This window comes from Specibacter cremeus (assembly GCF_003946885.1).
GTDB lineage: Bacteria > Actinomycetota > Actinomycetes > Actinomycetales > Micrococcaceae > Specibacter > Specibacter cremeus.
Genome location: NZ_RWKQ01000016.1, coordinates 47,133 through 72,029 on the forward strand (window position 1 = coordinate 47,133; position 24,897 = coordinate 72,029).

Sequence of the window (24,897 nt, forward strand, 5' to 3'; positions counted from 1 at the left end):
TTGAACCTGCTGTTTCCGCTTCCTCAGCCTCCGCTACGACTCGGTCCGCGGCGCGAAGGGTGAGCTGCTCCTCCAGTGCAACCCAGTCCGCACACAACTCCGGCGAAAGGTCTGTTCGCTTCAACAGAGTCTGCAGACGACGCGCAGATTGCAGCGCCAACGTAGGCCCGGCAGGAATCGTGCCGTCCATCAAGGCCTTGATCGTGACAGGGTTGTTTTAATCATCGCGATCACCGCGGAAGGTGTCTCCCAGTCGGCTGGTCTCGGTTTCGAGAACAGCCGCAGCTTCTGCCCGCCGATCGTACGCCATGGCGGTCACTTCCCGACGAGTTCCATGAGACGGTCGAAGCCGTCGACCTGCTTGTAGACGACCTCGCCCTGGTGCTTCTTCGTGAGGGTCTCGAAGAACCGGGTGGCGCACTCGATCTTGGCGTCCTCGATGCCCTTGAGTTCCAGACTCGACATGGTGCCCTTGGTCTCGGCAACAAAGTAGACGTGCTTGACCGACCCCTCGTTGAACGCGATCGCCCAGTCGGGGTTGTAATCACCGACCGGGGTCGGGATGAAGAACCCACGCGGGAGCTTCGCATACACGGCGACCTCCTTGCTGGTATCGAGCTTGGTAACGAACTCGCGCTCCACCTTCGAATCGGTCACGACGTAGTCATAGACATGCTTCGTGAGCTTCTCACCCGCCTTGCGAAAATCCTGCGTCGACTGGTTCTCCGTGAAAATCTTCGTGTCGAATCGATCTTCCAGCGCGTCATATGTCAAGTGTTCGACGATGACAGTTGCCTTCTCCTCGTTGATCAGCCGGGCGGTCTCGCTGATGAACTGCTCCGGGTTCAGCCTGAACTTCGCGAAGGTATCCGGCCGCACGCCACGAAGGATCGCTGCCGCGGTACGCCTGGTCAGCTGCGTCTTCTCGGTGATCTCACCCAATAGGTCGTACTTCACCGACGAGTTCGCAGTAATCTGTTCGGTCTCGCGCTTGTGCCCGTCCAAGCGGAATGCCTGCCCACTCGCGAGCTGCGCGGCCTCCAACTCGCCGATCTGCTTGCCGTGCTCGATCACGTACGACAGGCCGGTGACGTTCAGCTGTTTATCGAGCGCCTTGAGCGCCTTGTCGATCAGCTCATTCGAGTCGAACTCGACCTGGTAGACGGCCTTGTGGTTGATCCGACCCCACAGTTCCTTGAACTCGGCCTTGGCGAAGTTTTTCTCGTTCAACGGGATTCTCTTCATGGCCCGGTCATCGCCCCCGATCATCGAGACGTCGAGGTACAGCGCGTCGACCAGCGGCCATATGTAGTCCATGACTGGGCTCAGGATCTCTGAGGTGGAGGCTGCGAACGTGCCGTTCTCCTTGGCATCCTTGTAAACCTCGGAGACCGTCTGGTCCTCGTTGATGTAGTCGTTCTTGATCAAGTACATGTACAGGGCATTGGCGACATCCTTCTCCAACGTCGACTCGCCATCCGGGGTCTTGATTGTCTTGCCCACGAAGTAGTCGACGGAGGCCTTGCGCGGGCGCGAGGACAGCGATTCCGCGATCTCTTTCTGCAGGCCGCCGACGAAGTCGGTGTAGGACTCGTCTGTCACGACGGTCAGTTCGTTGATTTCGTGGACGGTGATGGGGTTGTCCATCCGCTCTCCATGCTGGTCGACGGCGAGCCGCAGGCCACGGCCGATCTCCTGACGGCGGGAGACCGTATTGTCACTCTTCTTCAACATCCCCATGACGAACACGTTGGGGTTGTCCCAGCCCTCGCGCAACGCAGAGTGGGAGAAGATGAACCGCACCGGCTCCGCAAACGACAACAGGCGTTCCTTGTCCTTGAGGATCAGGTCGTAGGCGTCGATGTCCGTGGACTGTCCCTTGTCGTCACCCCGGCCCGAGACCTTGCCGTCGATCTGCCGCTTCGACTTCTTGTCAATTGAAAAGTAGCCCTCATGGACCGCGTTGACCTCGTCGCGCTGGAGATACCTCATGTATGCCGCTGTACCCTCGTCGAGTTCCAACTCACCAAGGACCTCTGCACAGATGGCCGCGTACTCCTCCTCAAACATGCGCGCATAGTCACCGAGCGTGTCCTCGCGGTCGTAGTCGCGGTACTTCACCACCTCGTCGATGAAGAACAAGGACAGCACCTTGATGTCCTGCGCAAACAGTTCGCGTTCCTTCGCGATGTGGGCACGAACCACCTCACGGATCTGGATGCGTCGCTTCGATTCCTCGGTTGCGTCCCGATCGGCGAGCTGCCCGGCGGTGACGATATCGCCGCTGGACAATTCGATGATGTCCTGGTTGGCGTCGATGTTGGTGATGAACAGCGGCTGGCCCTCCGGTTTATATGCCTCAATGCCGTTGCTCAGGTCGTGGAGGTTGGAGCGCTTCGTCACGATTCGGGTCTGCCGCTTGATTGGGCCGCCCTTGGTCTGCACTTCCAGCTCGATCCGGGCGGTGGGCGCCGCGCCCTTCTTCAGCAGGATCTCGTCAAGGTACAGGTAGGCGGTGGAACCCGCCAGCCCCTTGACGGTGATGCCGCGCACTGCAATCTTCTTTACCAGCTTGGCGTTGTACGCATCCAGTGCGTCAAGGCGGTGGACCTTGGTGTGCGCGACCTTGTGGGTGGCCGAGTAGCGCAGCACCATGAGAGCGTTGAACTCCGCCAGAGCCTTCAAGGAGTTGTCTGCGCCGATCTTCTGGGGTTCGTCAATGACGACGATCGGCCGGTTGGCCTTGATCACGTCGATCGGGCGTCGTGACTGGAAGTCGTCGAGCACGTCGTAGATGCGGCGCTGGTCCTTGCCGGTGGCGTTGAATGCCTGGATGTTGATGATCATCACCTGCACCCCGCCGTCGGAACTGAACCGCTCCAGCTCATGCAATTGGGATGAGTTGTAGATGAACGAGCGAGGCTTGGTGCCGTAGATGGACTGGAAATGGTCCGCAGTCATGTCGAAGGTCTTCTTCACACCCTCACGGATCGCAACCGACGGCACGACGATGATGAACTTGGACCATCCGTACCGCCTCTGCAGTTCCATGAGCGTCTTGATGTAGACGTACGTCTTACCCGTACCGGTCTCCATTTCCACGTCAAGGTTCGGCGCCCCCAGTGCCGCCTTCGAGTCCGTCAAGGCACTCGACTTGGGCAGGTTACGCGAGGCCTGCACCCGGTGGACGTTCTCCAGCAACTGTGCGCGTTTGAGTTCGATGGGGGCGTTGGCCAGGCCCGAGTCCGTTTCGAACAACGCGGGCGCGGACGACGGCGTCACCGCACCGGGGTCGATCCGGTACGAGATGCCGTCGCGCTTGGGTTGGCCGGCGAAGACCTCGACGACGGCGTCAACGGCCTCGGTCTGGTACTGCTGAACCTTGAACTGAAGCTTCATCCGACGCTGTGCTTTCTTTCGTAGTAGTCGCTGGATCCATTGTGCGCACGAAGACCGTGGAGACCGTGCTGACAGGCGGGGACGCGCCTGGCGAATTGGGATGTCTTTCGTAGATCCTTGGATAGCTGCGGGGTTTGGGTGGGCATTTACGAGAGCACCCATCTCGGCCGGGCGCGGGTGCCATCGTTGTGGATCGTTCCCGCATCGCGCATCTTGCCCAGCAGGTTTCCGACCTTGTTGCGCTTCTGCCCGTCATCCAGGGCCGCGCTCAGCTGGGACAGCAACAGACCGTCAATGTCGGCACGGCTCGCTGATCCGAACTTCTCTAGATAGTCGCGGACCTGCTTGATGTAGAACGCGTCATCTTGGCCACGGGTGCGGATGTACTCCGCGCGGGTCCCAGCGGCGTCTGCGACAGCGGCGGCAACTCGCAAGTGCGGCTTGCGGCCTTCAATGAGCTTCGCCTTCCGCAAGCGGGCCGCGGCCTCGGTACTGATGGGCAGGTGCTTCTGCACGCGGTCCAGCACGAGCACGTCTTCCAAGGGCAGGTCTTCACGAGCCATGAGAAGTTTGGAGTACGCCTCGTCAATCGCGGCGCCGAAGACCGTCAGCTTGACCTCACCGGGTGCGCCCAGGTCGTAGTCAGGTAGTGGGAGGAAGCGCTTGCGCTGCTGGTCGACGATGCGATGGATGCCGTTGCCCATGTGGTCAATGAGGTTCAGCTCGGTCATGGCGGCGACGAGGAACGGGTTGCGGTATCGGCGTGGCACCCTCTCGCTGAGCATGTAGGCGTCCGGGGTTTGGTCGTAGAACTCTCCGACGCTGATGAACTCGACCCGGTCGACGCGTTCGGTGACGATGACCCTGGAGTTCTGCCGGTAGTCTTGGTGCGCGATGCAGTTGTAGAGCGCCTCGTGCAGACTGGATTCGTTGTACTTCTCGATCTCGCGGTAAATCAGCTCATTGGGCGGGTTGAAGCGGATCTGCACGTTCCGAATCCGCTGAACCAGTTTGGTTGCGGTCAGCAGGAACGGCGTTGTGAAGTGTTCGTACGCCGATTCTTCACCGATGAGTTTCCACGTCAGTTCCGCCATGTGGGGGCTGAGCAGGTGTGCCGAGATGTCACGTCCGAGGAGCAGCAGCGCGGCGCGGGTGATGTGCCCGTCGAGGGTGAGCCGGGCCTTGGCCAGTAACGTGGCATCGTCCCAGCCGACGATCTGTTCTGCCAGCCTCGGGTTCCGTTCCGCAAACCCTTGCCGGGCCCGCGCCAGGGCCGCAGGGTCCAAGTGTTCCAGCGTGGCGCCGGGGACTGGTTCGGCGGTCCAGTCGGTGGCGATGGCCTGGTTGCGGATTTCGTCTTGCTTGGCAAGCCCCAGGGGTGTCAGGCTCTCCCCCGCCCGGGCCCGGTAGTCGCCCTTCCATGCAATGGGGAAGCCGCGCGGGGCGGGCGGAATCTCAAAGAGAACCACGCGCCCGCCGGCATGGCTGAGCACGTGGATCTGGCGGAAGGAGACGCTCGGGTCGGTGTTCTGGCTGATCTGAAGCTTCAGGCTGTCAAGGCGTGCGGGGTCCTCCCGGTAGGCGGTGCCGACGACCTTGCGGGTCTTGTCGTCGACGCCGAACACCAACCACGCTGCGTCGACGCCGCGCAGATTCGCCTCGTTCGCGAGGGCGGAGAAATACTCACCGATCTTGTCGGTGTCATAGTTGCCGCCCGCACGCTTGAACTCGACCACCTCGCTCTCGCCGGCGGCGAGGAGAGAGTCGAGCAGTTCCAACAGATCCGCGTCACTCATCAGATCGTGCGTACCTCCGTGCCTGTGGGTGAAAGTTCCTTGAAAATCTGCTCCGCGTTGATACGTGCGGCGTCCGAGGCAAAGGCGTCGTCACGGAACACCGCACGCAACGGACGCCGGGCTGCGATGGCACGCACGACGTCGGAACTCACCGACTCGGCGAAGCATGCGATCAGCGCGTCATCATCGACCGCGAACACCTCACAGCCATCAATATCTTCACGCACCATCGGCAGTGTCAGTTCCAGGCCCCAGTCGAGCAGCAACTGGAACAGCAAGTCCTCGCCAGATCGGTCTGATTTTATACTGGCTTCAAGCGCACCCAGCAGGTCTTGGTCGACGCCATCAGTAGGTCGCAGAACATCAGTCATACTGGTGCTGTCCACTTGAAATGCCCTGAAGCCGAGATCTCCCGACACAGTCCCTGACTCCAGGACTTCGTTACAGACCTTCTGGATTCTCTTCCGTGCAAGGTCGGCCACAGTCGAGTACTGCCCTCCATCGGGCATGTCTTCAGCGACCTGCACTTCGATGAACGAACGAGTACCACGGTCAGCAGCATTCGCACGAAGGACGGCGTCCGCCGTAGTTCCCGAACCGGCGAAGAAATCGAGCACGACTGAGTCGGAGTCCGTGGCAATTTGCAGTAGACGTGAGATCAAGCGTACGGGTTTCGGAGTGACAAACAGGTTCTCGCCGCTGGAGGCACCCATTAGTTTATGAAGCTCCTGCTTCGAGTTTCGAGTGCTTCCGACTTCTTTCCAGTGCCAATAGGTCTGGGGGATGACCCCATCCCGAACCTCAGACAGAAATCGTTTAATTCCTGGACGCACAGAACCGTCACCCCACCAAATACGGTCATCCGCATCGAGCTGATCGAACCTAGACTTACTGATCCGCCAATAGCTTCCCGGTGGCGGCCCCTCGATAACACGGCCGGAAGGCGTCGTGATGGAGTATTGCCCCTGATCGTACGGATTCCGTGCCGCCATGTCTCCAAGTAGCCAAGGCCCGCGTGGGTCATCATCAAGGTTCTTGTAGCGCGCGACCATGTCGCCCGTGCGTGGCAAAAGATTAGGCCGCCAAATATCCGCATTCCTTGCAAAAAGGAGGAGATATTCGTGATCCTCACTCAAGTGTCGGGCCGAGTTCTTTGGACTGTCCATCTTGTGCCAAATCACAGTGGCGATGAAGTTGGACGTTCCAAAGACCTGATCTGCCAACTGCCTGAGCGCTCCGATCTCATGGTCGTCAATCGAAATAGCGATCAGACCGTCGTCAGATAGAAGATTCCGCGCCAGTCTCAACCTCGGATACATCATGCTTAGCCAGTCGGAGTGGTAGCGGCCGTTGCTGTCGCTGTTGGCCACAAGGCGAGTGCCGGTCTCATCACTCTGGCAGGAGCGGGCGAGAAAGTCATCAACGGACTCTGCAAAGTCGTCGTCGTAAATAAAGTCCCCACCGGTATTGTAGGGCGGGTCAATATAGATCAGCTTGACCTTGCCCAAGTACGACTCCTGCAGCAGCTTCAGCGCATCTAGGTTGTCACCCTCAATGAACAAGTTCTTGGTCGTGTCGAAGTCGACCGACTCCGCCCGCACGGGTCGGAGAGTCTTGGCGATCGGCGCATTTGCAGCAAACGCGGCGGCACGCTTGCCTGGCCAGTCGAGCTGGTACCGTTCCTGCGGGCCCTCAACGATGTGGTCGCTCAGCTCCTGACGGAGCAGGTCAAAGTCAACTGCAGTAGTCACGTTGCCCTTCGAGTCGCGGGACTCGGTGATCACGCTCGGGAAGAGCTCGGCGATCTTCTCGATGTTGCGGGCCGTGAGGTCGGGTGAGTGCAGGGTACGCTTCTCCATCACGCACCAGCCCCGACCAGTGCGCGAGCGACAGCCCGCGTGCCATCACAGCGACTTGACCTCCGTATGCGGGGAGAGTTCACGGAAGATCTGCTCCGTATTGATGCGCGCCGCATCATCAGAGAACTCCTCGTCGAGGAAGACCATGCGCAGCGGCTGCCGGCCGGCAAGCTCGGTGACGAGACCGCGCGGCAGCTCTCTCTCTACTCTCTCTCTCTCTCTCTCNCGTCGCGCTCCTCGCGCATGATCGGCATGGTCAGTTCGAGGCCGGAATCAAGCAGAACCTGGAACAGCAGGTCCTCACCGGAACGGTCGGGCTTGACGCTCGACTTCAGGGCATCGATGTTGAGCTGATCCGTCTGTTCCGGGGCGCGAAGGACGTCCGCCATGTTGGTGGCGGCGACCTTGGTCATGCGATAGCCGAGGTCGCGGCTGCCGGTGACGTCGACTTGCTGGGCGATCTCGGCGGCAACGTTGCGCAAACGCATCGTGCTCATACCCAGGATCGAGTCAAACTCCGGCTCGGGTGTGCGAAGCGGTTCGTGCACCTGAACGGCAATGAAGCGCCGGTTGCCGCCGTCCATTGCGTTTTGTATGAGGACGGCGTGGGCCGTGGTGCCACTTCCGGAGAAGAAGTCGAGGACGATGTCGCCGGCTGTGGGGTCAGTTGCAAGGTGAAGGATCCGCTGAATCAGCTGCACCGGCTTGACCGAGTTGAGGACGTTCTCGGTGTGCTCGAACGGCACGAACTTCAGCAGCGTCTTCTTGGCGTCCTGGGTATGCCCGACCTCCGAGTACGGCCAAAATGTCTGCGGAGTTCGGCCGCCCGTCATCTCCGCGAGAAATCGCTTGAGGCGTGGCATGTTGTCCCTCTCAGCACCCCACCAAATTCGCCCGTCAGCATCCAATGCTTTGAAATTGTCTTCCGAAGTGCCCCAATATCGACCGCGCGGTGGTCCGTCAATGACCCTGCCGGATGGCGTTGTAATCGGGTATGTTCCCGCCGCATAAAAGTTTCGTGCTGCCAGGTCAGAAGATGTCCATGGACCGCGCGGGTCATTGTCCGGGTTCTTGTAGCGTGCGTCCATCTCCGCGGTGCGTGGCAGCGGGTTGGGGGTCCACCGTTGCTTGTCACGGGCGTAGCACACGATGTAGTCGTGATCTTCGGAGAACCACTGGGCAGAGTTCTTCGGTGAGAACACCTTCTGCCAGATGATCTGGGCGACAAAGTTCTGTGCGCCGAAGACCTCGTCACAGAGTTTGCGGAGGTTGTCGATCTCGTGGTCGTCGATTGAAATGAAGATGGCGCCGTCGTCCTTGAGGAGGTTCCGGGCCAGCTTGAGGCGCGGGTACATCATGCTCAGCCAGTCGGAGTGGTAGCGGCCGCTGCTGTCGCTGTTGGCTACCAGGCGGGTGCCGGTCTCATCGCTCTGGCCGGTGTGGGCGAGAAAGTCGTCAACAGACTCGGCGAAGTCGTCGTCGTAGATAAAGTCCCCACCGGTGTTGTAGGGCGGGTCGATGTAGATCAGCTTGACCTTGCCGAGGTAGGACTCTTGGAGCAGCTTGAGGGCGTCGAGGTTGTCGCCTTCGATGAAGAGGTTCTTAGTGGTGTCGAAGTCGACCGACTCCTCGCGGACGGGGCGGAGCGTCTTGGCGATGGGTGCATTGGCGGCAAAGGCGGCGGCGCGCTTGCCGGGCCAGTCGAGTTGGTAGCGCTCTTGAGGTCCCTCGACGACGTGGTCGGAGAGTTCCTGGCGGAGCATGTCGAAGTCAAAGGCCCGCGTGACGTTGCCGTCGGCGTCGAGCGTTTCGGTGACGATGGCGGGGAACAGTTCGGCCAGTTTGTCGATATTGGCGGCGGTCAGGTCTGGCGACGTCATGCGCAGTTTCTCCACGGTCTTACCTTTGCTGTTCCAGTTGAGCTTGTCTGGCCTTGAGTTCCCGGCGCAGCTCGACCTTGAAGTTGAACTGCTTCTCGCTTCTGAGCTTGCGCTTCAGGGCTTCGATGTCTCGTTCGAGCGCGCCGATGGTCTTCAGTCTGGCAGCCACCTCTGAAACGTCTTCACCCGGCCGGACCTGCACCTTCGTCAACGGTTCCAAGAGTGAGGCGTACAGAGCGGGAAGCGTGATCGCGGTCGGCAGGCTGAGGCGCTCTTGGTCCGCGGGGAGCCAGTCGGTCGTGAAGTAGCTGCTGAGCTTGGGGGCACCGGTACCCGCATGCTTGTGGGCGGCAGTCATCCGGATGACACCGTGGCCGCTGCCAAGCGCGGCGACCGGGCGGGTGATCTCGAAAATTATCGGGAACGGGATGGCCTTGTCAATCGCAGCCAACACTGCCTCGGACACGTCCGCGCCCTTGGCATCAATCTGGAAAACCTGCACCTCGGGCACTGCTTCAGTGCCCGGCAGGTTGATTGTAGACTCAGCAAGCTTGTACGCCCAGGTGATGCGCTGAACCTCGGAGACGAACTTCTCCCGTACGGCCGTGGTGACGGTGCCGTGCTCGTAGAACTTATCCTTCGGCACGCGACTGCCGAACTTCGCGGCGGCGGGCCACCCGTAGAGCAGGGCCGTCATGTGGCATCGCCTCGGGTTTCGACAGGCCCAACCATCGAGGCGGCCGGATCTACGACGGCGATGAAGGCGATCAGCTCGAAGTCGTCGAGGCCTGCAATGGCTTGGGTGAGGGCGGTCGTGTGGCCGCCGGTGAAGAGGCTGTCGATGTCGCGTTCCTCGGTGACGTCGATCATTGAGTGGATCGCATCGGTGAGCAGATTCGAGTACTTGCCCATGTCCGCTCCCTCGCGCGTCGCGGCGTTGAAGGCATGCACGACGTCGGCGACGGGCTCGTCGTAGGGCCGGCAGCCAACACGGATGAGGTCGAGCAGGTGCTTGGCTTCGGTGTGGTCGGCGATGACGTTGCCGTCGCCGTCCAGGTAGACGAGGTAGTCCGGGTGGAGACGGTTGCCGCGATTGATGCTCTCGCCGGCATTCACGTTCCGCAACGCGAAGATCACCCCCGGCTTCAGCCCGTTACCCAGGTCGGCGGGGATGACAGCGTGGAGACCTTTGGGTGCGGTCGCGAGGTCGCCGTTCTCCTTGATGTAACCGAGCAGGTCCATCCGGAAGTCGTTGAGACCCAGGTCGGTGATGGAGACGCCGGTGCGGACGTCTTCAAGTTCGATGATCTCGTCCTGGAGCTTGCGGAGCTGTTCCTTGCGGAACGCGGCGTCGGAGTCTTCGAGGGTGAGCACGTTGTCGTCGGCCGTGCCCGCGACGTCGGCGATGACCATGCGGTTCTCGACACGCTCTTTGAGGTTGATGTACTCGTCGAGGGAGATGTCGGGCCAAAAGTTGACCAGCTGAATCTGGCCATTGGTGGAGCCGATGCGGTCGATGCGGCCGAACCGCTGGATGATCCGCACCGGGTTCCAGTGGATGTCGTAGTTGATCAGGTAGTCGCAATCCTGGAGGTTCTGGCCCTCACTGATCACATCGGTGCCGATGAGCACGTCCAGCTCGCGGGTCTCACGTGGCATGGTGAGATGTCGCTGCTTCGAACGTGGTGAGAACAGGGACAAGACCTGCTGGAAGTCGAGCCCGGTGCCCAAGGTGGTCTTCGCGCCGTGGCTCCCGCCGGTGATGACGGCGGTTTCCAACCCAGCATCCGTGAGGGTGGGGGCGAGTTCGCGGTAGAGGTAATCCGCGGTATTGGCGAAGGCAGAGAACACCAACACCTTGCGGTTGCCCGGGTTGATCGGGTGCGCGGCTTTGTCGGCGATGAGCTGCTTGAGCTTCTGGAGCTTCACATCGTGGGCGGGGGTGACTCTGCGCATCTCGTCGAGCAGCTCACGCAGGGTCTCGCGGTCGTTCCACAGGTCGCGCTGCCAGGACTCGATGTCGAGGTCGTCGAGGTCGATCTTGATCTTCTCTCCGTATGAGAGCGCCTCGATGTTCGCGTCGTCCTCGTCGTCCATATCGAAGTCGAGCCCGGCCAGAGCCGTGGTCGGGTCACTGAGGGAGCCCGCGTGGGAGTCGAGCCGCCGCAGGGTCCGGTCTACGGACTCCTCGATCTTGGTCAGCGTCAGCCGGAACGCGTCGACAGAACTCTCCAGCCGCTTGAGGAGGTTCACAGTCATGAGCTTCCTCAGGCCCTGCTCACGCCCGGCCTGGCCGAGGTTGGAGCGGGCGCTGCCCGCCGTGACGTTGTAGAGGTCCTCGTATTTGGAGAGTCTGCTGGGGAACACGTACGCCAGCGGCGTGTAGACCGCGAGGGTGAGGGCCTGGAGCTGCTCGAAGATGTCGTTGAACCCCGGCGCGTCAGGCAGATCGGTGAGGGGTTCGCGGATCGACAGCGGTGCCCGTCGTTCCGGGAAGGCGCCGATCTCAGTGGTGTCGTAGAAGGCCTGGATGTGCTTACGCGAGCGGGCGATGGTGACCGAGTCGAGCAACTCGAAGAAGTCGAAATCGAGCATCTGGAGGATGCGGTCGGTCGTGCGCTGCTCGGGGTCGAGCTTGGACCACTCGTTGAACACCCGCTGCGCGTCGGAGAAAACCTTCTCGACCGTCGTGGACAGGTTGAGGTGCTGGGCGAGATTCTCCGACTCGCCCTCGTAGGCGAGCTGGAGCTGGTTCTTCAGGTCATTGAACCGGTTGTTCACGGGAGTGGCCGAGAGCATCAGCACCCTGGTTTTCACGCCCTCGCGGATGACCTGCCGCATGAGGCGCTGGTAACGCGACTCCTTCTCCTCGGCGTAGTCGGCGTTGCGGAAGTTGTGCGACTCGTCGATCACGACGAGGTCGTAGTTGCCCCAGTTGATCCGATCCAGCCGCAGCCCAAGGGATTCGCCCTTCGTGCGGGACAGGTCGGTGTGTGCTAGGACGTCGTAGTTGAACCGGTCGGAAGCGAAGATGTTGGTCGTGAGGTTGGCGTTGTAGTTCGTCCAGTTCTCGGCGAGCTTCTTCGGGCACAGCACCAGCACCGACTTGTTGCGCAGCTCGTAGTACTTGATCACCGCAAGCGCGGTGAAGGTCTTACCCAAACCGACCGAGTCGGCCAGGATGCAGCCGTTGTAGGTCTCCAGCTTATTGATGATGCCCGTCGCGGCGTCACGTTGGAAGTTGTACAGGCTCTGCCAGACCTTGGTCTCCTGGTAGCCGGTGCGGTCGTTCGGCAGCACGTCCTCGTTGATGTCGTCGAGGAACTCGGCGAACAGGTTGTACAGGATCAGGAAGTAGATGCGTGCCGGCGAGTTCTCGGCATAGACGCTAGCGATGTGGTCGTAGACGGCCTGCGTGACGTCACGGAGTTGGTCTGGGTTGCTCCAAATCTGGTCGAACAGCTGTATGTACTGCTCGGTCATGGGCGCTTCGTCGAGCCGGTTCACGAAGCTCGATACCGCGTTGCCGCGCTCGTAGCCGAGGTCTGCGGTGGTGAAGCCTTGAAGCTGAGTGTAGGCGGTCTTGTCGTCGATCACGGCGAACTGCTGCATCGGGTTGCCCGTGGCGTTTGAGCGGAACGTCACCTTGCGCCGTACCCAGTCGGCACACTCCTTCGCGATGACGCGCTGGGTGAGCTTGTTGCGTAACCGGATCTCAAATTCACTGCCATACAAGCTCGATTCCGCATGCCCGACCGGGATGAAGAACTCGCGGCGCTCCTTGCGGAGCTTGTCCGTCACCTTCTCGGTCACGAACGAGGGCGAGGTGAAGATGAACTCCAGCTCGGAGACTTGCTCGAGCTCCTTGCGCAGCGCCTCGAACGTAAAGATGGAGAACGTCGATGCGGCGATGCGTACCTTCGAGCCTGGCGTGATCTCGGCCTTGAGGTCATCTCCGAGGAGGTCACTGACGTTGTCAATGATCCTCATGTCAGCGCCCCCTTACCGCCCACGACCGAGCGCACGTATATTCTCCGCTACGTTATCCAGATGACAGCAAAGCCCCGGCAAGACAATGCCTCGCCGGGGCTTCATTATTGGTCGGGCTGACAGGATTTGAACCTGCGACCCCTTGACCCCCAGTCAAGTGCGCTACCAAGCTGCGCTACAGCCCGCTGGCCCGTACCGTTCCCGGCCGAACCACCTGTAAGAGCTTACCGTATAAATCGAGGGGGGATGACCACGGTCTCGACAGGCTCAAGCAGTGGTTGGGGTGGCGATTTCGACAGGCTCAATCACCGGGTCTCGACGGGCTCGACCACCGGACTACTTCTTGCCGCGCTTCTCCCTCACTCGCATGCTCACGTCGATGGGCGTGCCTTCGAACCCGAACGTCTCACGCAGCCGCCGCGTGATGAAGCGCCGGTAGCCGGGGTCCAGGAACCCGGTGGTGAACAGCACGAACTTCGGCGGCCGGCTGGAGGCCTGCGTGCCGAACAGGATGCGCGGCTGCTTGCCGCCGCGCACCGGGTGCGGGTGCGCGGCCACCAGCTCGCCCAGGAACGCATTCAGCCGGCCCGTGGGGATGCGCTTGTCCCAGTTCTCCAACGCCAGATCCAGCGCCGGCACCAGGCGATCCTTGTGCCAGCCCGTCTTGGCGGACATGTTCACCCGCGGCGCCCACGCCACGTGCGCCAGGTCCTGGTCGATCTCCCGCTCCAGGTAGCGGCGGCGCTCATCGTCCAGCAGGTCCCACTTGTTGAACGCCAGCACCATGGCCCGGCCCGAGTCGATGGCCAGCTGCAGGATCCGCACATCCTGCTCCGAGAGAACCTCGTCCACGGCCAGCAGCACCACGGCCACCTCCGCCTTCTCCAGCGCGGCCTGCGTGCGCAGCGACGCGTAGAAGTCCGCGCCCTGCGCCATGTGCTGGCGGCGCCGGATGCCCGCCGTGTCCACGAACCGCCACGTGCGCCCGCCCAACTCGATGAACTCGTCCACCGGGTCCCGCGTGGTCCCCGCCATCGGGTCCACCACCACCCGCTCGCTGCCGGCCAGCTTGTTCAGCAGCGAGGACTTGCCCACGTTCGGCCGGCCGATCAGCGCCACCCGCCGCGGCCCGCCCGTGCGCTCCACGCCGGCCACGGCGGAGAACTCCGGCAGCACCTCCACGACCTTGTCCAGCAGGTCCGCCACGCCGCGCCCGTGCACGGACGACACCGGGTACGGCTCGCCCAGGCCCAGCCCCCACAGCTCGTGCGCGTCGGCCTCCTGCGCCTCGTTGTCCACCTTGTTGCCCACCAGGATGATCGGCTTCTTCACCCGGCGCAGCATCCGCACCACGGCCTCGTCCGTCGCCGTGATGCCCACGGTCGCGTCGACCACCAGCAGCACGGCGTCGGCCATCTCCACGGCCACCTCGGCCTGGTCGGCCACGCGGGCGTGGATGCCGCGCGCGTCATGCTCCCAGCCGCCGGTGTCCACCAGCGTGAAGTTGCGCCCGTTCCACTCGGCCGGGTAGGTCACCCGGTCCCGGGTCACCCCCGGGGTGTCCTCCACCACGGCCTCGCGCCGGCCCAGGATGCGGTTCACCAGCGTCGACTTGCCCACGTTCGGCCGCCCCACGATGGCCAGCACCGGGTCCTGGCGCAGCGCACCCTCGCCCGTGCCGTCGTCGTACTCCCCCGCCAGCAGCGCGGCGTCCGCCTCGTCCAGCTCATAGTCGGCCAGCCCCGCCAGCAGCGCGGCGGCGCGCTCCTCGGCCTCGGCGTCGTCCATCGCGGCCAGGTGTTCGGCGACCTTGTCCGTCCCGGTGGGCGTGTACTCGTCCTCGGCGGCGTTCGCGGGAAAGTCGCTCATGGTGTGTCCTTAATCGGTAGTCAGTCGTCGGCAGGCAGCTGTTGGCCGGTGGCCGCGCCGGCGGCGGCGATGTGGGTGGCCAGCCGCACCCGGATCTGCTCGGTTGCCCTGTCCATTGAAACACGGCCCGACACGCCCGGCTCGCGCTCGATCCTGAACGGCGCACCGAACACGACGTCGAGCCGGCGGCGCGGGCGCGGGATGATGTCCTTGTGCTCGCCCGGTTGCCGGGTGCCCAGGATGGCGACGGGCACGACGGCAGCGCCCGAGTTGAGCGCCAGCCACGCCACCCCGCCGTTCATGGACGCGGCGTCGCCGGTTCCCCGGGTGCCCTCCGGCAGGATGCCGATGCAGTCGCCGCGCTCCAGCACGGCCTTGGCGGCCTGCAGCGCCTGCCGGTCGCCGCTGCGGTCCACCGGGATCTGCCCGGAGGCGTCCAGCAGCCAGCCCAGGAACCCCTTGAACATGTCATGCCGGACCATCACGTGCATGTAGCGCGGCGCCGCGCCCACCAGGACCGGCCCGTCCAGGTAGGAGAGGTGGTTGGCGGCGAAGATCACCGGCCCGGACGCCGGGATGTTGGCCCGGCCCTGCACCCGGGTGTTGTAGATGACGTGGTCAAGAACACGTCCCACCGGCCGGCTCCACCACGTCTTCCAGTGCTGCTGGCCGGAGGACTGGCGCAGTTCCACGCTCACGCGTCCGCCGCCTCGACAGCAGGGTGCTCGTGCACCGCCGTGTACACCACCTCGAGCACGGCCCGCACGGTCGCCTCGAAATCCAGCTCGGACGAATCCACCGTGAACACGCCGTCGGCGGCCTGCTGGAAGTTCACCACCGTGGCGTCCTTCGCGTCGCGGGCCAGCACCTGCGTGGCCAGCTGCTCCTTCGTCTGGGTGCCGCCCAGCTGCAGGCCGCGGCGGCGCAGCCGCGCCTCCTCGCTGGCGGTCAGCAGCAGCCGCACCTCGGCGTCGGGCGCCACCACCGTGGTGATGTCCCGGCCCTCCACCACGATCCGGTGCCGGTGCTCGCTGATCACGGCCCGCTGCCGGCGGATCAGCTCGGCCCGGGCCCCCATGGTCGTGGCGACGGCGCTGACGCGCTCGGAAATCACGGGCTCGCGGATCGCGGCGGTGACGTTGATGCCGTTCACCCGGACCTCCTCATGGTCCGGGTCCACGCTCTGCTCCAGGTGGATGGACCGGGCGGCGCCCTCGACGTACACGGCGTCGCGCAGGTTGATCCGGCCGTTCACGCAATGCCATGTCACGGCCCGGTACATGGCCCCCGTGTCCAGGTACGCCAGGCCCAGCCGCCGGGCCACCTCGCGGCTCACGCTGGATTTGCCGGATCCGGACGGGCCGTCGATCGCCACGACCAGCGGCTTGCCCGGCCGCAGGACCGGGAAATGGGTGCTCACAAGATGACCTTCCAGCCGCGGTCCGTCAATTCCTCCACCAGCGCCACGCGCCGCGTGGGCAGCACCGACAACTCCACCATGCCCACCTGCCGGCCGGCCGAATGGTCCAGCCGCAGGTCCTCCACGTTCACGCCGATCTGCCCGATCTCCGTGAGCAGCTTCGCGATCTGCCCGGGGCGGTCGTCGACCAGCACGGTCAGCCACGCGTACTGCTGCGCCGGGCCGCCGTGCTTGCCCGGGATGCGGGAGACGCCGGCGTTGCCCTCGGCCATCAGCTGGGCCAGGTCCAGCCGGGCGCCGGGCGCGGTGGGCGCGCTGAGCGTGGCGATCAGGCGGTCCAGGTCGGCGCGCACGCCCTCCACGATGCCCAGCAGCTTGTCCGCGTTCGCGCCCAGGATCTGCACCCACAGGGTCGGGTCGCTGGCCGCGATGCGGGTCACGTCGCGCAGCCCGTTGCCGGCCAGCGACAACGCACCGGCCGGGGTGTCCTGCAGCCTGCTGGCCACCAGCGAGGACATCACCTGCGGCAGGTGCGAAACGAGCGCCACGGCGGCGTCGTGCTCGTCCGGGCTCATCCGGAAGATCACGGCACCCAGGTCGATGGCCAGCGAATGCGCCACCTTGACCGCATGCGGCCGGCTCGCCTCCCCCGGGCACACGACCCACGGCATGGACATGAACAGCTCGCCGCGCGCCGCGACCGGCCCGGACTTCTCCCGCCCCGCCATCGGGTGGGTGCCCACGTACCGTTCCAGCAGCGGGCTGTCCTCCCCCACCAGCTGCTGCAGTTCGGTGAGCACGGCCAGCTTGACGCTGGCAATGTCAACCACGACGGCGGCGGGGTACGTTCGCAGCGCGTCCGCCACGACGCGGGCGCTCACGTCCGGTGGTGCGGCGACGACGACGAGTTCCGGTTCCAGCGCCTCGGCCGGGTCCAGCGGACGGCCGGCGCCGATGTCCACGGCCACGGCCTGCGCGGACGGGGACGGGTCGGAGACGACGACGTCGACGCCGTTGTGCCGCAGGCCCAGGCCGATGCTCGCGCCGAGCAGGCCGGAGCCGAGCACCAGGACCGGGCCGGACAGGTGTGACGGGTTCACCATGGGCCCTACATTCCCACGGCGGCGAGCAGGTGTCCGATCTCCTGCCGGCCGAGCAGGCGCATGCTGCCCTGGCGTTGGTCGCCGATGCTGATCGGGCCGAACTTGATCCGCACGAGCCGCTCCACCGGGTAGCCGACGGCGCTGAACATGCGGCGCACGATCCGGTTCTTGCCCGAGTGCAGCACCACCTCGACGAGCACGTGGCCCGGTGTGGAGTCCACGAGCCGGAACGAGTCCACCCGGGACCAGCCGTCCTCTAGCTCCACGCCGTCCTTCAGCTGCTGGCCCACGCCGTGCGCCATCGGCCCGCGCACCTGCACCACATACGTCTTGGGCACCTCGTATTTGGGGTGCGTCAAGCGGTTGGCGAGCTCGCCGTCGTTCGTCAACAGCAGCAGGCCCTCCGTGTTGGCATCCAACCGGCCCACATGGAACAGGCGCTCCTTGTGGTACCTCTTCTTCAGGAAATCGGAGATGCACGGGCGCCCCTCCGGATCGTTCATGGTGGAGACGACGCCGCGCGGCTTGTTGAACACCATGTAGATCAGGGACTCGTTGAGCTGGACGGTCATGCCGTCGACCGAGATGACGGCCGTCTCCGGGTCGACGCGCAGGCCCAGCTCGGTGACCGTGACACCGTCCACCTGCACGCGGCCCTCGAGGATCAGGTCCTCACAGACGCGCCGGGACGCCACCCCGGCCCCGGCCAGCACCTTCTGCAGGCGCACGCCGCCCGGGTTGTACAGGTCCACCTCGTCCGTGGTGCGCTCCGCCTGGCGGTTGGCCTCCACGGCGCGGTTCTTCACCGGGCCCAGGTTCTGCCCGAAGCGCTCATTGCCGAACGCGCGGGCGTTGGGCCGGATCTTGGCCGCGTCGCGCTGGCGCTTCTTCGCGTACGTACTGGTGCCCGGGGCCTTGCCGGTGCCCTTGCCCTTGGGGTATCCGGTGCCCTTGGCGGTCCCCTGGCCGCTTCCCTGGCCGACTCCCCTTTCCGTGGCTTTTCCGCCGCCCGCGTGGCCCTTGCCGAACCCGGAGGCGCCCGTGACGGGGCGCGCTCCGCCGGCGCGCGGCTTGCCGCCCCGCGGCTGGTGCTGGCCGGCGCTGCCGCCGGATCGGGGCGTGGGTGTCATGGCTTGTCCTTACGTCTGTGAAAACTGGCGTGCTGCTCAATAATGTGCGGTGTAGTCGCCCAGGTTCTCCAACCCGGGCAGGTGCGGGGAAAGCTGTGGCAAGTCCTCGAGCGAGTCCATTCCCAGCCGCTCCAGGAAATAACCCGTGGTCCGGTACAGGAAGGCCCCCGACACCGGATCGGTGCCCGCCTCCTCCACCAGCCCGCGCTGCGCCAAGGTGCGCACCACCGAGTCGACGTTCACGCCGCGGATCGCCGAAACCCTGGCCCGGGACACGGGCTGCCGGTAGGCGATCACCGCAAGCGTCTCCAACGCGGCCTGGGTGAGCCGGGCCGTCTGCCCGTCCATCACGAACCGCGACACGATCCCGGCGTGCGCCGCCCGCGAGTACATCCGCCAGCCGCCGGCGACGAACCGCAGTTCGAACCCGCGCACGGGCGCGGGCATACCGTCCCTAGTATAGCCGTCATATTCGGCGGCCAGTTCGGCCAGCACCCGGTGGACATCGGACACGGCCAGGCCGGTGGCCGCGGCCAACTGGGCCTCCGTGACGGGCTCGTCCGTGACCATGAGCACCGCCTCCAGGGCGGCGTGCGCGCCACCGGGAGGGTCATCGGGCGGTTGCCGCTCGCTCATGCGCCCACCCCCACTGCCTCCCGCGTCACGGTATCTTGTGTCACTGCTTCTCGTGTCATGGCTTCTTGTGTCACTGCGTCCTGGTCCTCGTAGTCGCTGGCCATGGTGCTGCTGTCCCACTGCCCGGCCGCGCTCCACCGCACCATCAACTCGCCGAGCGGGCTGGCCTGCTCAAAGGATATGACCGCGTCACGGAACATTTCCAACAGGGCCAGGAACCGGGCGATCACGACCACCGGCGACGCCGCGCCCGCGCACAGCGCCCGGAAGGAGAGCGTCGCCCCGCCGGCCAGCATGGCGGACATGATGGCCGCCTGTTCGCGCACGCTCACGGGTGCCACATGCAGGTGGGCCAGCCCCACCTCGGTCGGCTTCGGCTCCCTGGGTGCCAGCGCGGCCCCGGCCAGGGCGGCGAACTGGGCGGGCGTGTGCCGCCACACGAGTTCGGGCAACAGGGCGGCGAACCGCGGTTCGAGCCCCACCATGCGGGGGAAGCGCCGGGCCTCGGACTCGAGCCGCTCCTCCAGGAGGGACGCGACCTCCTTGAACGCCTTGTACTGCAGCAGCCGGGCGAACAGCAGGTCGCGGGCCTCCAGCAGGGCCAGGTCCTCATCGTCCTCGACCTCGCCGGCCGGCAGCAGCCGGGCCGCCTTCAGGTCCAGCAGCGTGGCGGCCAGCACCAGGAACTCGCTGGCCTCGTCCAGCGCCCATTCCTGGCCGAGTTCCCGCAGGCCGCGGATGTAGGCGATGAACTCGTCCGTCACGGTGGCCAGCGCCACCTCAGTGATGTCCAGCTCGTGCTTGGAGATGAGCCCCAGCAACAGGTCGAACGGGCCGGTGAAATTGTCCAGCCGGACCTCGAAGCCGGGCTTGCTAGGGCGCTCCGCCACGGGCGATCAGTTCCTTGGCCAGGCGGCGGTACGCGTCGGCGCCCTGGTGGTTGCCCGCGTACTGCGTGATCGGCTCCGCGGCCACGGTCGCATCGGCGAACTTGATGGTGCGCTTGATGACGGTCTCGAACACCTTGTCGTCGAACGCCTCGACCAGGCGGGCCAGCACCTCGCGGCTGTGCAGCGTACGGGCGTCGAACATGGTGGCCAGCACGCCGTCGACCTGCAGGCGCGGGTTCAGCCGGTCCTGGACCTTGTCGATCGTCTCGATCAGCAACGCCACCGCACGCAGCGCGAAGAACTCGCAGATCAGCGGGATGATGACGCCGTGGGCGGCGGTGAGCGCGTTCACCGTCAGGAGCCCCAGCGACGGTTGGCAATCGATGAGGACGACGTCGTACTCGTCCTCCACCTTCTTCAACGCGCGGTCGAGCACCTGCTCCCGGGCCACCTCGTTGACGAGCTGGACCTCGGCGGCGGACAGGTCGATGTTGGCCGGCAGGATGTCGACGTTCTCGATGTCCGTCTGCCGGATGGCGTCCCGGATGTCGACCTTGCGGTCCATGAGCACGTTGTAGACGGTCACGTCCAGCTCATGCGGGTTCGTGCCCAGCCCGGCGGACAGGGCGCCCTGCGGGTCGAAGTCGACCAGCAGCACGCGGCGACCGACCTCGGCGAGCGCGGCACCCAGGTTGATGGTCGACGTCGTCTTCCCGACCCCGCCCTTCTGGTTCACCATGGCGATGACGCGTGCCGGGCCGTGGGAGGCGAGGACCGGCGGCTCGGGGAACTCGGTCAGCGGCCGCCCGGTGGGGCCCACCACGACGTCATCCACTGCAAGAGTCGTTGAACTCTGCTCGTTGCTCACCTATCAGTCCACACTTTCGCCAAATCACGTGTCATCACACCAAGGTTACCGGCAATCCGGACCCGCCCGGCGACATTTCCGGCGCACTGAAATACGAGCCTTGACCCTCAAGTGGAGCCTGAATGTTGGGCCGGCGCGCTTATACTGCAGCTACCATGACCAAGTCCCGCACCCCCTCCACCAAGTCCCCGACCGCCCCGGCCCGACCCAGTGTGGTGCGCGCCGACAAGCTCCAGGCCGGCTACGGCGACAAGGCCGTGTGCGGCGTCGTCAGCTTCACCGTCCGGGCCGGCGACGCGCTGGCCCTCGTCGGGCCGAACGGCGCCGGCAAGTCGACCGTCGCCAAGACCGTCGTCGGCCAGTTGGAGCCCGTGCACGGCAGCACGGAGGTCAACGGGGCGCCCGTCGACGACCGGGACATCGAGTTCCGCCGCGACGTGGCGGTGGTGTTCGACGACGACGCGTTCTTCCCCGCCCTGACCGTCGCCGAGCACCTGGCCATCGTGGCCGCCGGCCACGGCAGCGGCGAGGTGGAGGAGGTCATCGACCGGGAGCTGGCGTTCTTCGGCCTGGGCGCGCTGCGCGACGCCCGCCCGTACAGCCTGTCCTCCGGCCAGCGCCGCCGGCTCCTGCTGGCCGCGGCGTTCGTCCGGCCCCGGACGTTGCTGGTGCTCGACGAACCCGAACAACGCCTCGACACCGCCATGCGCACGGCGCTCGCCGAGCGGCTGAGGGCCGAGGTCGACGCCGGGCTGGCCCTGCTCGTGGTCACGCACGACCCCGCGTTCCTGCAGACCGTGGCCACCCGGGCCCTGTTCATCGCCGACGAGGTCAGGACCATGACCCCGGCCCAGGCCGCCGTGGCCATCTCCACCGAGAACCCGCACGCGAACTGATGAGCGCACGCACGCAGGAGCGCTTCAGCGCCAGGGAAATCCGCCAGTACACGTTCCGGGCCGGGCTGAGCCGGTCCGAGGGCGGGCTCATGGAGCTCATCTCCGAGGGGTACACGTACGTGCTCGGCGCGGTCGTGCTGCTCGTCATGTCCGGCGCCGTCGTCGTCGGGCTGCGCAACAGCCTGGGCATCGGCAACGGGTCCGGCTTCGTGTCCTCCGTCCTGTCCCCCGACTTCCACGCCGTCAGCCTGCTGCAGGCCTCCGCCACGGTGTTGCTGACCCTGGCCGGGGCGCTGCTGAGCGTCGAGATGTCGGTCGGCCCGATCACCATGAGCGTGCCGCAGACGGCGTGGTGGCTGGGCCTGCCGGTGCGCCGGCGCGGGTTCATCCAGCCCGGCTTCCTGCTCTCGATGGTGTGGCCGACGGCGGCGGCGATCGCCGTCGTCGTCCCCCTCACGCTGGGCCTGCCGGGCGCGCCGCAGCCGGGGCGCATCGCGTTGGCCGTGCTGTGCGGCATCGGCGTGGGGCTGCTGTTGTACGGTGTGGCCGCGTGGGCGCAGATCACGAACTCGCTGCGGTTCCTCAAGGGCGTGGCGGGCGTGCTCACCCTGGTCGCGCCGCTGACGCTCGTGGTCACGGCCCTGTACGACAACGCCGGCGCCGGGCACAGCCTGTCGATGGACTGGCTGGCCTACCTGCCCACGGGCTGGCCGCTGCTCGTCGCGCAGGGGTCGCTGTGGCCGCTCGTCGTGCTGCCGGCCGCCCTGGCCCTGCTGCTGCGCGCCTACGCCTCACTGGAGCGGATCACGACGGGCCGGCTGCGCGCGGCCGCGGCGGCCGGCGCCTACGTGCAGGGGTCGCTGCTGTCCATGGACGCCTCCGAGCTGTCCCGGTCGCTGGGCGGCGGCAACCTGGTGGGCCGTTCCCGCGTCCGGCTGCCGGTCGTGTTCCGCCGCGGCACCGCCACGGCCCGCAGCATCAAGACGCTCATCAGCACGCACGCCACCATGCTGTTGCGCCAGCCCGCCCAGCTGGCCCGGGTGCTGGTGCTGGCCGCCATCCCGGCGTCCGTGGCGTCCGTGGCGCACCTGGGCAACGCCATCCTGATCGCCTTCGTGCTGTACCTGTGCGGGCACCTGGCCGCCACGACGTTGGGCGGCACGGCCCGGTTCGCCGCCGGCAACCCGGCCGTGGACCGGCTCATGCCGCTGCCCGAGCGGACCGTGCGGCGTACACACTGGGTGCTGCCGGCGGGCGGGATGACGTTGTGGGCGCTGGTGTGCTTCCTGTTGCTGCATGCGCTGGGCGCGGCGTCGTGGCCGCTGGTCATCCTGGCCGTGTGCGCGGGTCCCGGGCTGGGCGGGGCAACCATCCGGGCCGCGTTCCGCCCGTCGCCGGACTGGACAATGCCGGCCGTCGCCAGCCCGCTCGGCCCGGTGCCGACCGGTGCCGTGCGGTCGTTCCTGGTGGGCCCGGACCTGTCCCTGATCACGCTGCTGCCCGTGCTGATCTGCCTGGTGGCCGGCGGCGTCCCGTTGATCGCGTTCCCCATCCAGCTGCTGCTGTCCACGCTCGCGTACGCGTGGGGCACCCGGGTGCGGCGCCGGAAGAAGCAGGGCGAGGGGTTCCTGGCGTCCCTGGCGCAGCAACAGCCGCCCGCCAAGCGCTGAGCCGGCCGATCTGCGCAACGTACCGGGGCCAAGGCCGCGCAACTTGCGCAGTTGCGCAACATACGGGCCGCGGCGCTGCGCAGAACGGCTGCTCCGCTACACGGCGACGGGCTCGCGTTCCTCCGCCGGAGCCACAGGGGCGCCGTGCGCGTCCGGCTCCATGGTCGCCTCATCGAACGGGTCCCGGCCGGAGAGCACGGCCCGGGCCTGGGTGATGTCCAGTTCACGCGTCCACTTGCCGATCAGCAGCGTCGCCACGGCGTTGCCGGTGAAGTTGGTAAGGGCCCGGGCCTCGGACATGAACTTGTCGATGCCCACGATCACGCCCATGCCGTCCAGCAGCACCGGCTTGTGCGCCTGCAGCCCGGCGGCCAGCGTGGCCAGCCCGGCCCCGGTGACCCCGGCGGCACCCTTGGAGGCGATGACCATGAACACGAGCAGGCCGATCTGCTCGCCCAGGTTCATCGGCAGCCCCATGGCCGTGGAGATGAACAGGGCGCTCATGGTCAGGTAGATGGCCGTGCCGTCCAGGTTGAACGAGTACCCGGTGGGCACGGTGATGCCGACCACGGGCTTCGACACGCCGGCATGCTCCATCTTCGCCATCAGCCGCGGCAGCGCCGACTCGGACGACGACGTGGCGAAGATCAGCAGGTATTCGCGGGCCAGGTAGCGCAGCAGCGCGAAGATGTTCAGGCCGGTGACCAGGCGCAGCATGGTGCCGAGCACCACGACGATGAACAGCGCGCAGGTCAGGTAGAACGCGCCCATGAGCACGGCCATGGAACCGATCGCGGCCCAGCCGGTGGCACCGACGACGGCGGCGATCGCGCCGAAGGCGCCCACCGGCGCCACCCACATGATCATCATCATGAGGCGGAAGACGACCTTCTGGATGTGCTTGATGCCATTGAGCACCGGCTCGCTGGACTTGCCCATGGACTGCAGCGCGAACCCGACGAGCAGGGCCAGCACCAGGGTCGGCAGGACCGGGATGTCGCCCGGGATCATGTCCAGCAGGAACTTCACGGTGGCGTTGTCGCCGGCGGCCGACGCCTTGTACGGCTGCAGGTGCAGGCCCGCGCCGGGGTGGATAATGTTGCCCACGACCAGGCCGATCCCCAGCGCCAGGGTGGACATGGCCAGGAAGTAGACCAGGGCCAGGCCGCCGACCTTCCCGACCGTGGCCGCCTTCGCGATAGATCCCACGCCGAGCACGATGGTGCAGAAGATGACCGGGGCGATGATCATCTTGATCAGGGCGATGAACATGGTGCCGAGCGGCTTGAGTGACTTGCCCGCCTCGGGGAACAGCAGCCCGACGGCGGCGCCGAGCACCACGGCGCCGATGACTAGGATGTATAGCCAGTGGCTCTTGCCGCGGGACTTCGCCGCGGGGGTGGAAAGTTCGGGTCGTGGCCTCGTTGCCATGGTTGCTCCTTGCTGCCGTGCTTTGGGGTGGCTGTGACTTCCATCCATGATCCGGGTCAC

At 65.5% G+C, this 24,897-nt stretch carries 17 protein-coding genes and 1 tRNA gene; 2 read left to right on the top strand and 16 right to left on the bottom strand.

Going from position 1 to position 24,897, the window contains the following annotated elements:
• Window positions 1-315: 315 nt before the first annotated feature.
• The 15 genes from EJC77_RS08090 to EJC77_RS08160 form a co-directional block, all read right to left on the bottom strand.
• Window positions 316-3,399 (bottom strand): type III restriction-modification system endonuclease, encoded by a 3,084-nt coding sequence (locus EJC77_RS08090; protein ID WP_125611416.1) that lies wholly within the window; start codon window positions 3,397-3,399, stop codon window positions 316-318.
• Between the two features lie 146 nt (window positions 3,400-3,545).
• The gene (locus tag EJC77_RS08095; protein WP_205786991.1) at window positions 3,546-5,177 is read right to left on the bottom strand and encodes an RNA-binding domain-containing protein; all 1,632 of its coding nucleotides are present in this window, start codon (window positions 5,175-5,177) and stop codon (window positions 3,546-3,548) included.
• 17 nt (window positions 5,178-5,194) lie between these two features.
• Window positions 5,195-7,054, bottom strand: coding sequence for a site-specific DNA-methyltransferase (locus EJC77_RS08100; protein ID WP_125611420.1), 1,860 nt, complete (start codon window positions 7,052-7,054; stop codon window positions 5,195-5,197).
• 203 nt (window positions 7,055-7,257) lie between these two features.
• The gene (locus EJC77_RS08105; protein ID WP_476712881.1) at window positions 7,258-8,934 is read right to left on the bottom strand and encodes a site-specific DNA-methyltransferase; all 1,677 of its coding nucleotides are present in this window, start codon (window positions 8,932-8,934) and stop codon (window positions 7,258-7,260) included.
• 19 nt (window positions 8,935-8,953) lie between these two features.
• Window positions 8,954-9,631: a DUF4391 domain-containing protein gene (locus EJC77_RS08110; protein ID WP_125611422.1), complete on the bottom strand. Its 678-nt coding sequence runs from the start codon at window positions 9,629-9,631 to the stop codon at window positions 8,954-8,956.
• Complete coding sequence (locus tag EJC77_RS08115; RefSeq protein WP_125611424.1) at window positions 9,628-12,924, bottom strand: helicase-related protein; 3,297 nt, start codon at window positions 12,922-12,924, stop codon at window positions 9,628-9,630. The genes EJC77_RS08110 and EJC77_RS08115 overlap by 4 nt, the downstream gene beginning before the upstream one ends.
• A 108-nt stretch (window positions 12,925-13,032) precedes the next feature.
• A tRNA-Pro gene (locus EJC77_RS08120) sits at window positions 13,033-13,109 on the bottom strand.
• Between the two features lie 151 nt (window positions 13,110-13,260).
• Window positions 13,261-14,793, bottom strand: coding sequence for a ribosome biogenesis GTPase Der (gene der / locus EJC77_RS08125; protein ID WP_125611426.1), 1,533 nt, complete (start codon window positions 14,791-14,793; stop codon window positions 13,261-13,263).
• 20 nt (window positions 14,794-14,813) lie between these two features.
• The gene (locus tag EJC77_RS08130) at window positions 14,814-15,485 is read right to left on the bottom strand and encodes a lysophospholipid acyltransferase family protein (RefSeq protein WP_240629969.1); all 672 of its coding nucleotides are present in this window, start codon (window positions 15,483-15,485) and stop codon (window positions 14,814-14,816) included.
• 2 nt (window positions 15,486-15,487) lie between these two features.
• Window positions 15,488-16,213, bottom strand: a complete 726-nt coding sequence (gene cmk, locus EJC77_RS08135; protein WP_125611428.1) for a (d)CMP kinase — start codon at window positions 16,211-16,213, stop codon at window positions 15,488-15,490.
• Complete coding sequence (locus EJC77_RS08140; RefSeq protein WP_125611430.1) at window positions 16,210-17,316, bottom strand: prephenate dehydrogenase; 1,107 nt, start codon at window positions 17,314-17,316, stop codon at window positions 16,210-16,212. The genes cmk and EJC77_RS08140 overlap by 4 nt, the downstream gene beginning before the upstream one ends.
• 5 nt (window positions 17,317-17,321) lie before the next feature.
• On the bottom strand, window positions 17,322-18,446 hold the full coding sequence (locus EJC77_RS08145; RefSeq protein WP_125611432.1) for a pseudouridine synthase: 1,125 nt from the start codon (window positions 18,444-18,446) through the stop codon (window positions 17,322-17,324).
• Between the two features lie 36 nt (window positions 18,447-18,482).
• A complete protein-coding gene (gene scpB / locus EJC77_RS08150) occupies window positions 18,483-19,082 on the bottom strand; it encodes an SMC-Scp complex subunit ScpB (protein ID WP_125611434.1) in 600 nt (199 codons plus the stop codon).
• Window positions 19,079-19,972, bottom strand: a complete 894-nt coding sequence (locus EJC77_RS08155; RefSeq protein WP_125611436.1) for a segregation and condensation protein A — start codon at window positions 19,970-19,972, stop codon at window positions 19,079-19,081. Before EJC77_RS08155 ends, scpB begins: the two co-directional genes overlap by 4 nt.
• A complete protein-coding gene (locus tag EJC77_RS08160) occupies window positions 19,956-20,840 on the bottom strand; it encodes a ParA family protein (RefSeq protein ID WP_125611438.1) in 885 nt (294 codons plus the stop codon). Before EJC77_RS08160 ends, EJC77_RS08155 begins: the two co-directional genes overlap by 17 nt.
• 155 nt (window positions 20,841-20,995) lie before the next feature.
• Here EJC77_RS08160 and EJC77_RS08165 point away from each other — a divergent pair, with 155 nt between their 5' ends.
• The gene (locus EJC77_RS08165; protein ID WP_125611439.1) at window positions 20,996-21,736 is read left to right on the top strand and encodes an ABC transporter ATP-binding protein; all 741 of its coding nucleotides are present in this window, start codon (window positions 20,996-20,998) and stop codon (window positions 21,734-21,736) included.
• Window positions 21,736-23,406, top strand: coding sequence for a DUF6297 family protein (locus tag EJC77_RS08170; RefSeq protein ID WP_125611441.1), 1,671 nt, complete (start codon window positions 21,736-21,738; stop codon window positions 23,404-23,406). The genes EJC77_RS08165 and EJC77_RS08170 overlap by 1 nt, the downstream gene beginning before the upstream one ends.
• A 96-nt stretch (window positions 23,407-23,502) precedes the next feature.
• Here the strand turns inward: EJC77_RS08170 and EJC77_RS08175 are convergent, their stop codons facing one another.
• Window positions 23,503-24,837, bottom strand: a complete 1,335-nt coding sequence (locus EJC77_RS08175) for a cation:dicarboxylate symporter family transporter (protein WP_125611443.1) — start codon at window positions 24,835-24,837, stop codon at window positions 23,503-23,505.
• Window positions 24,838-24,897 lie beyond the last annotated feature (60 nt).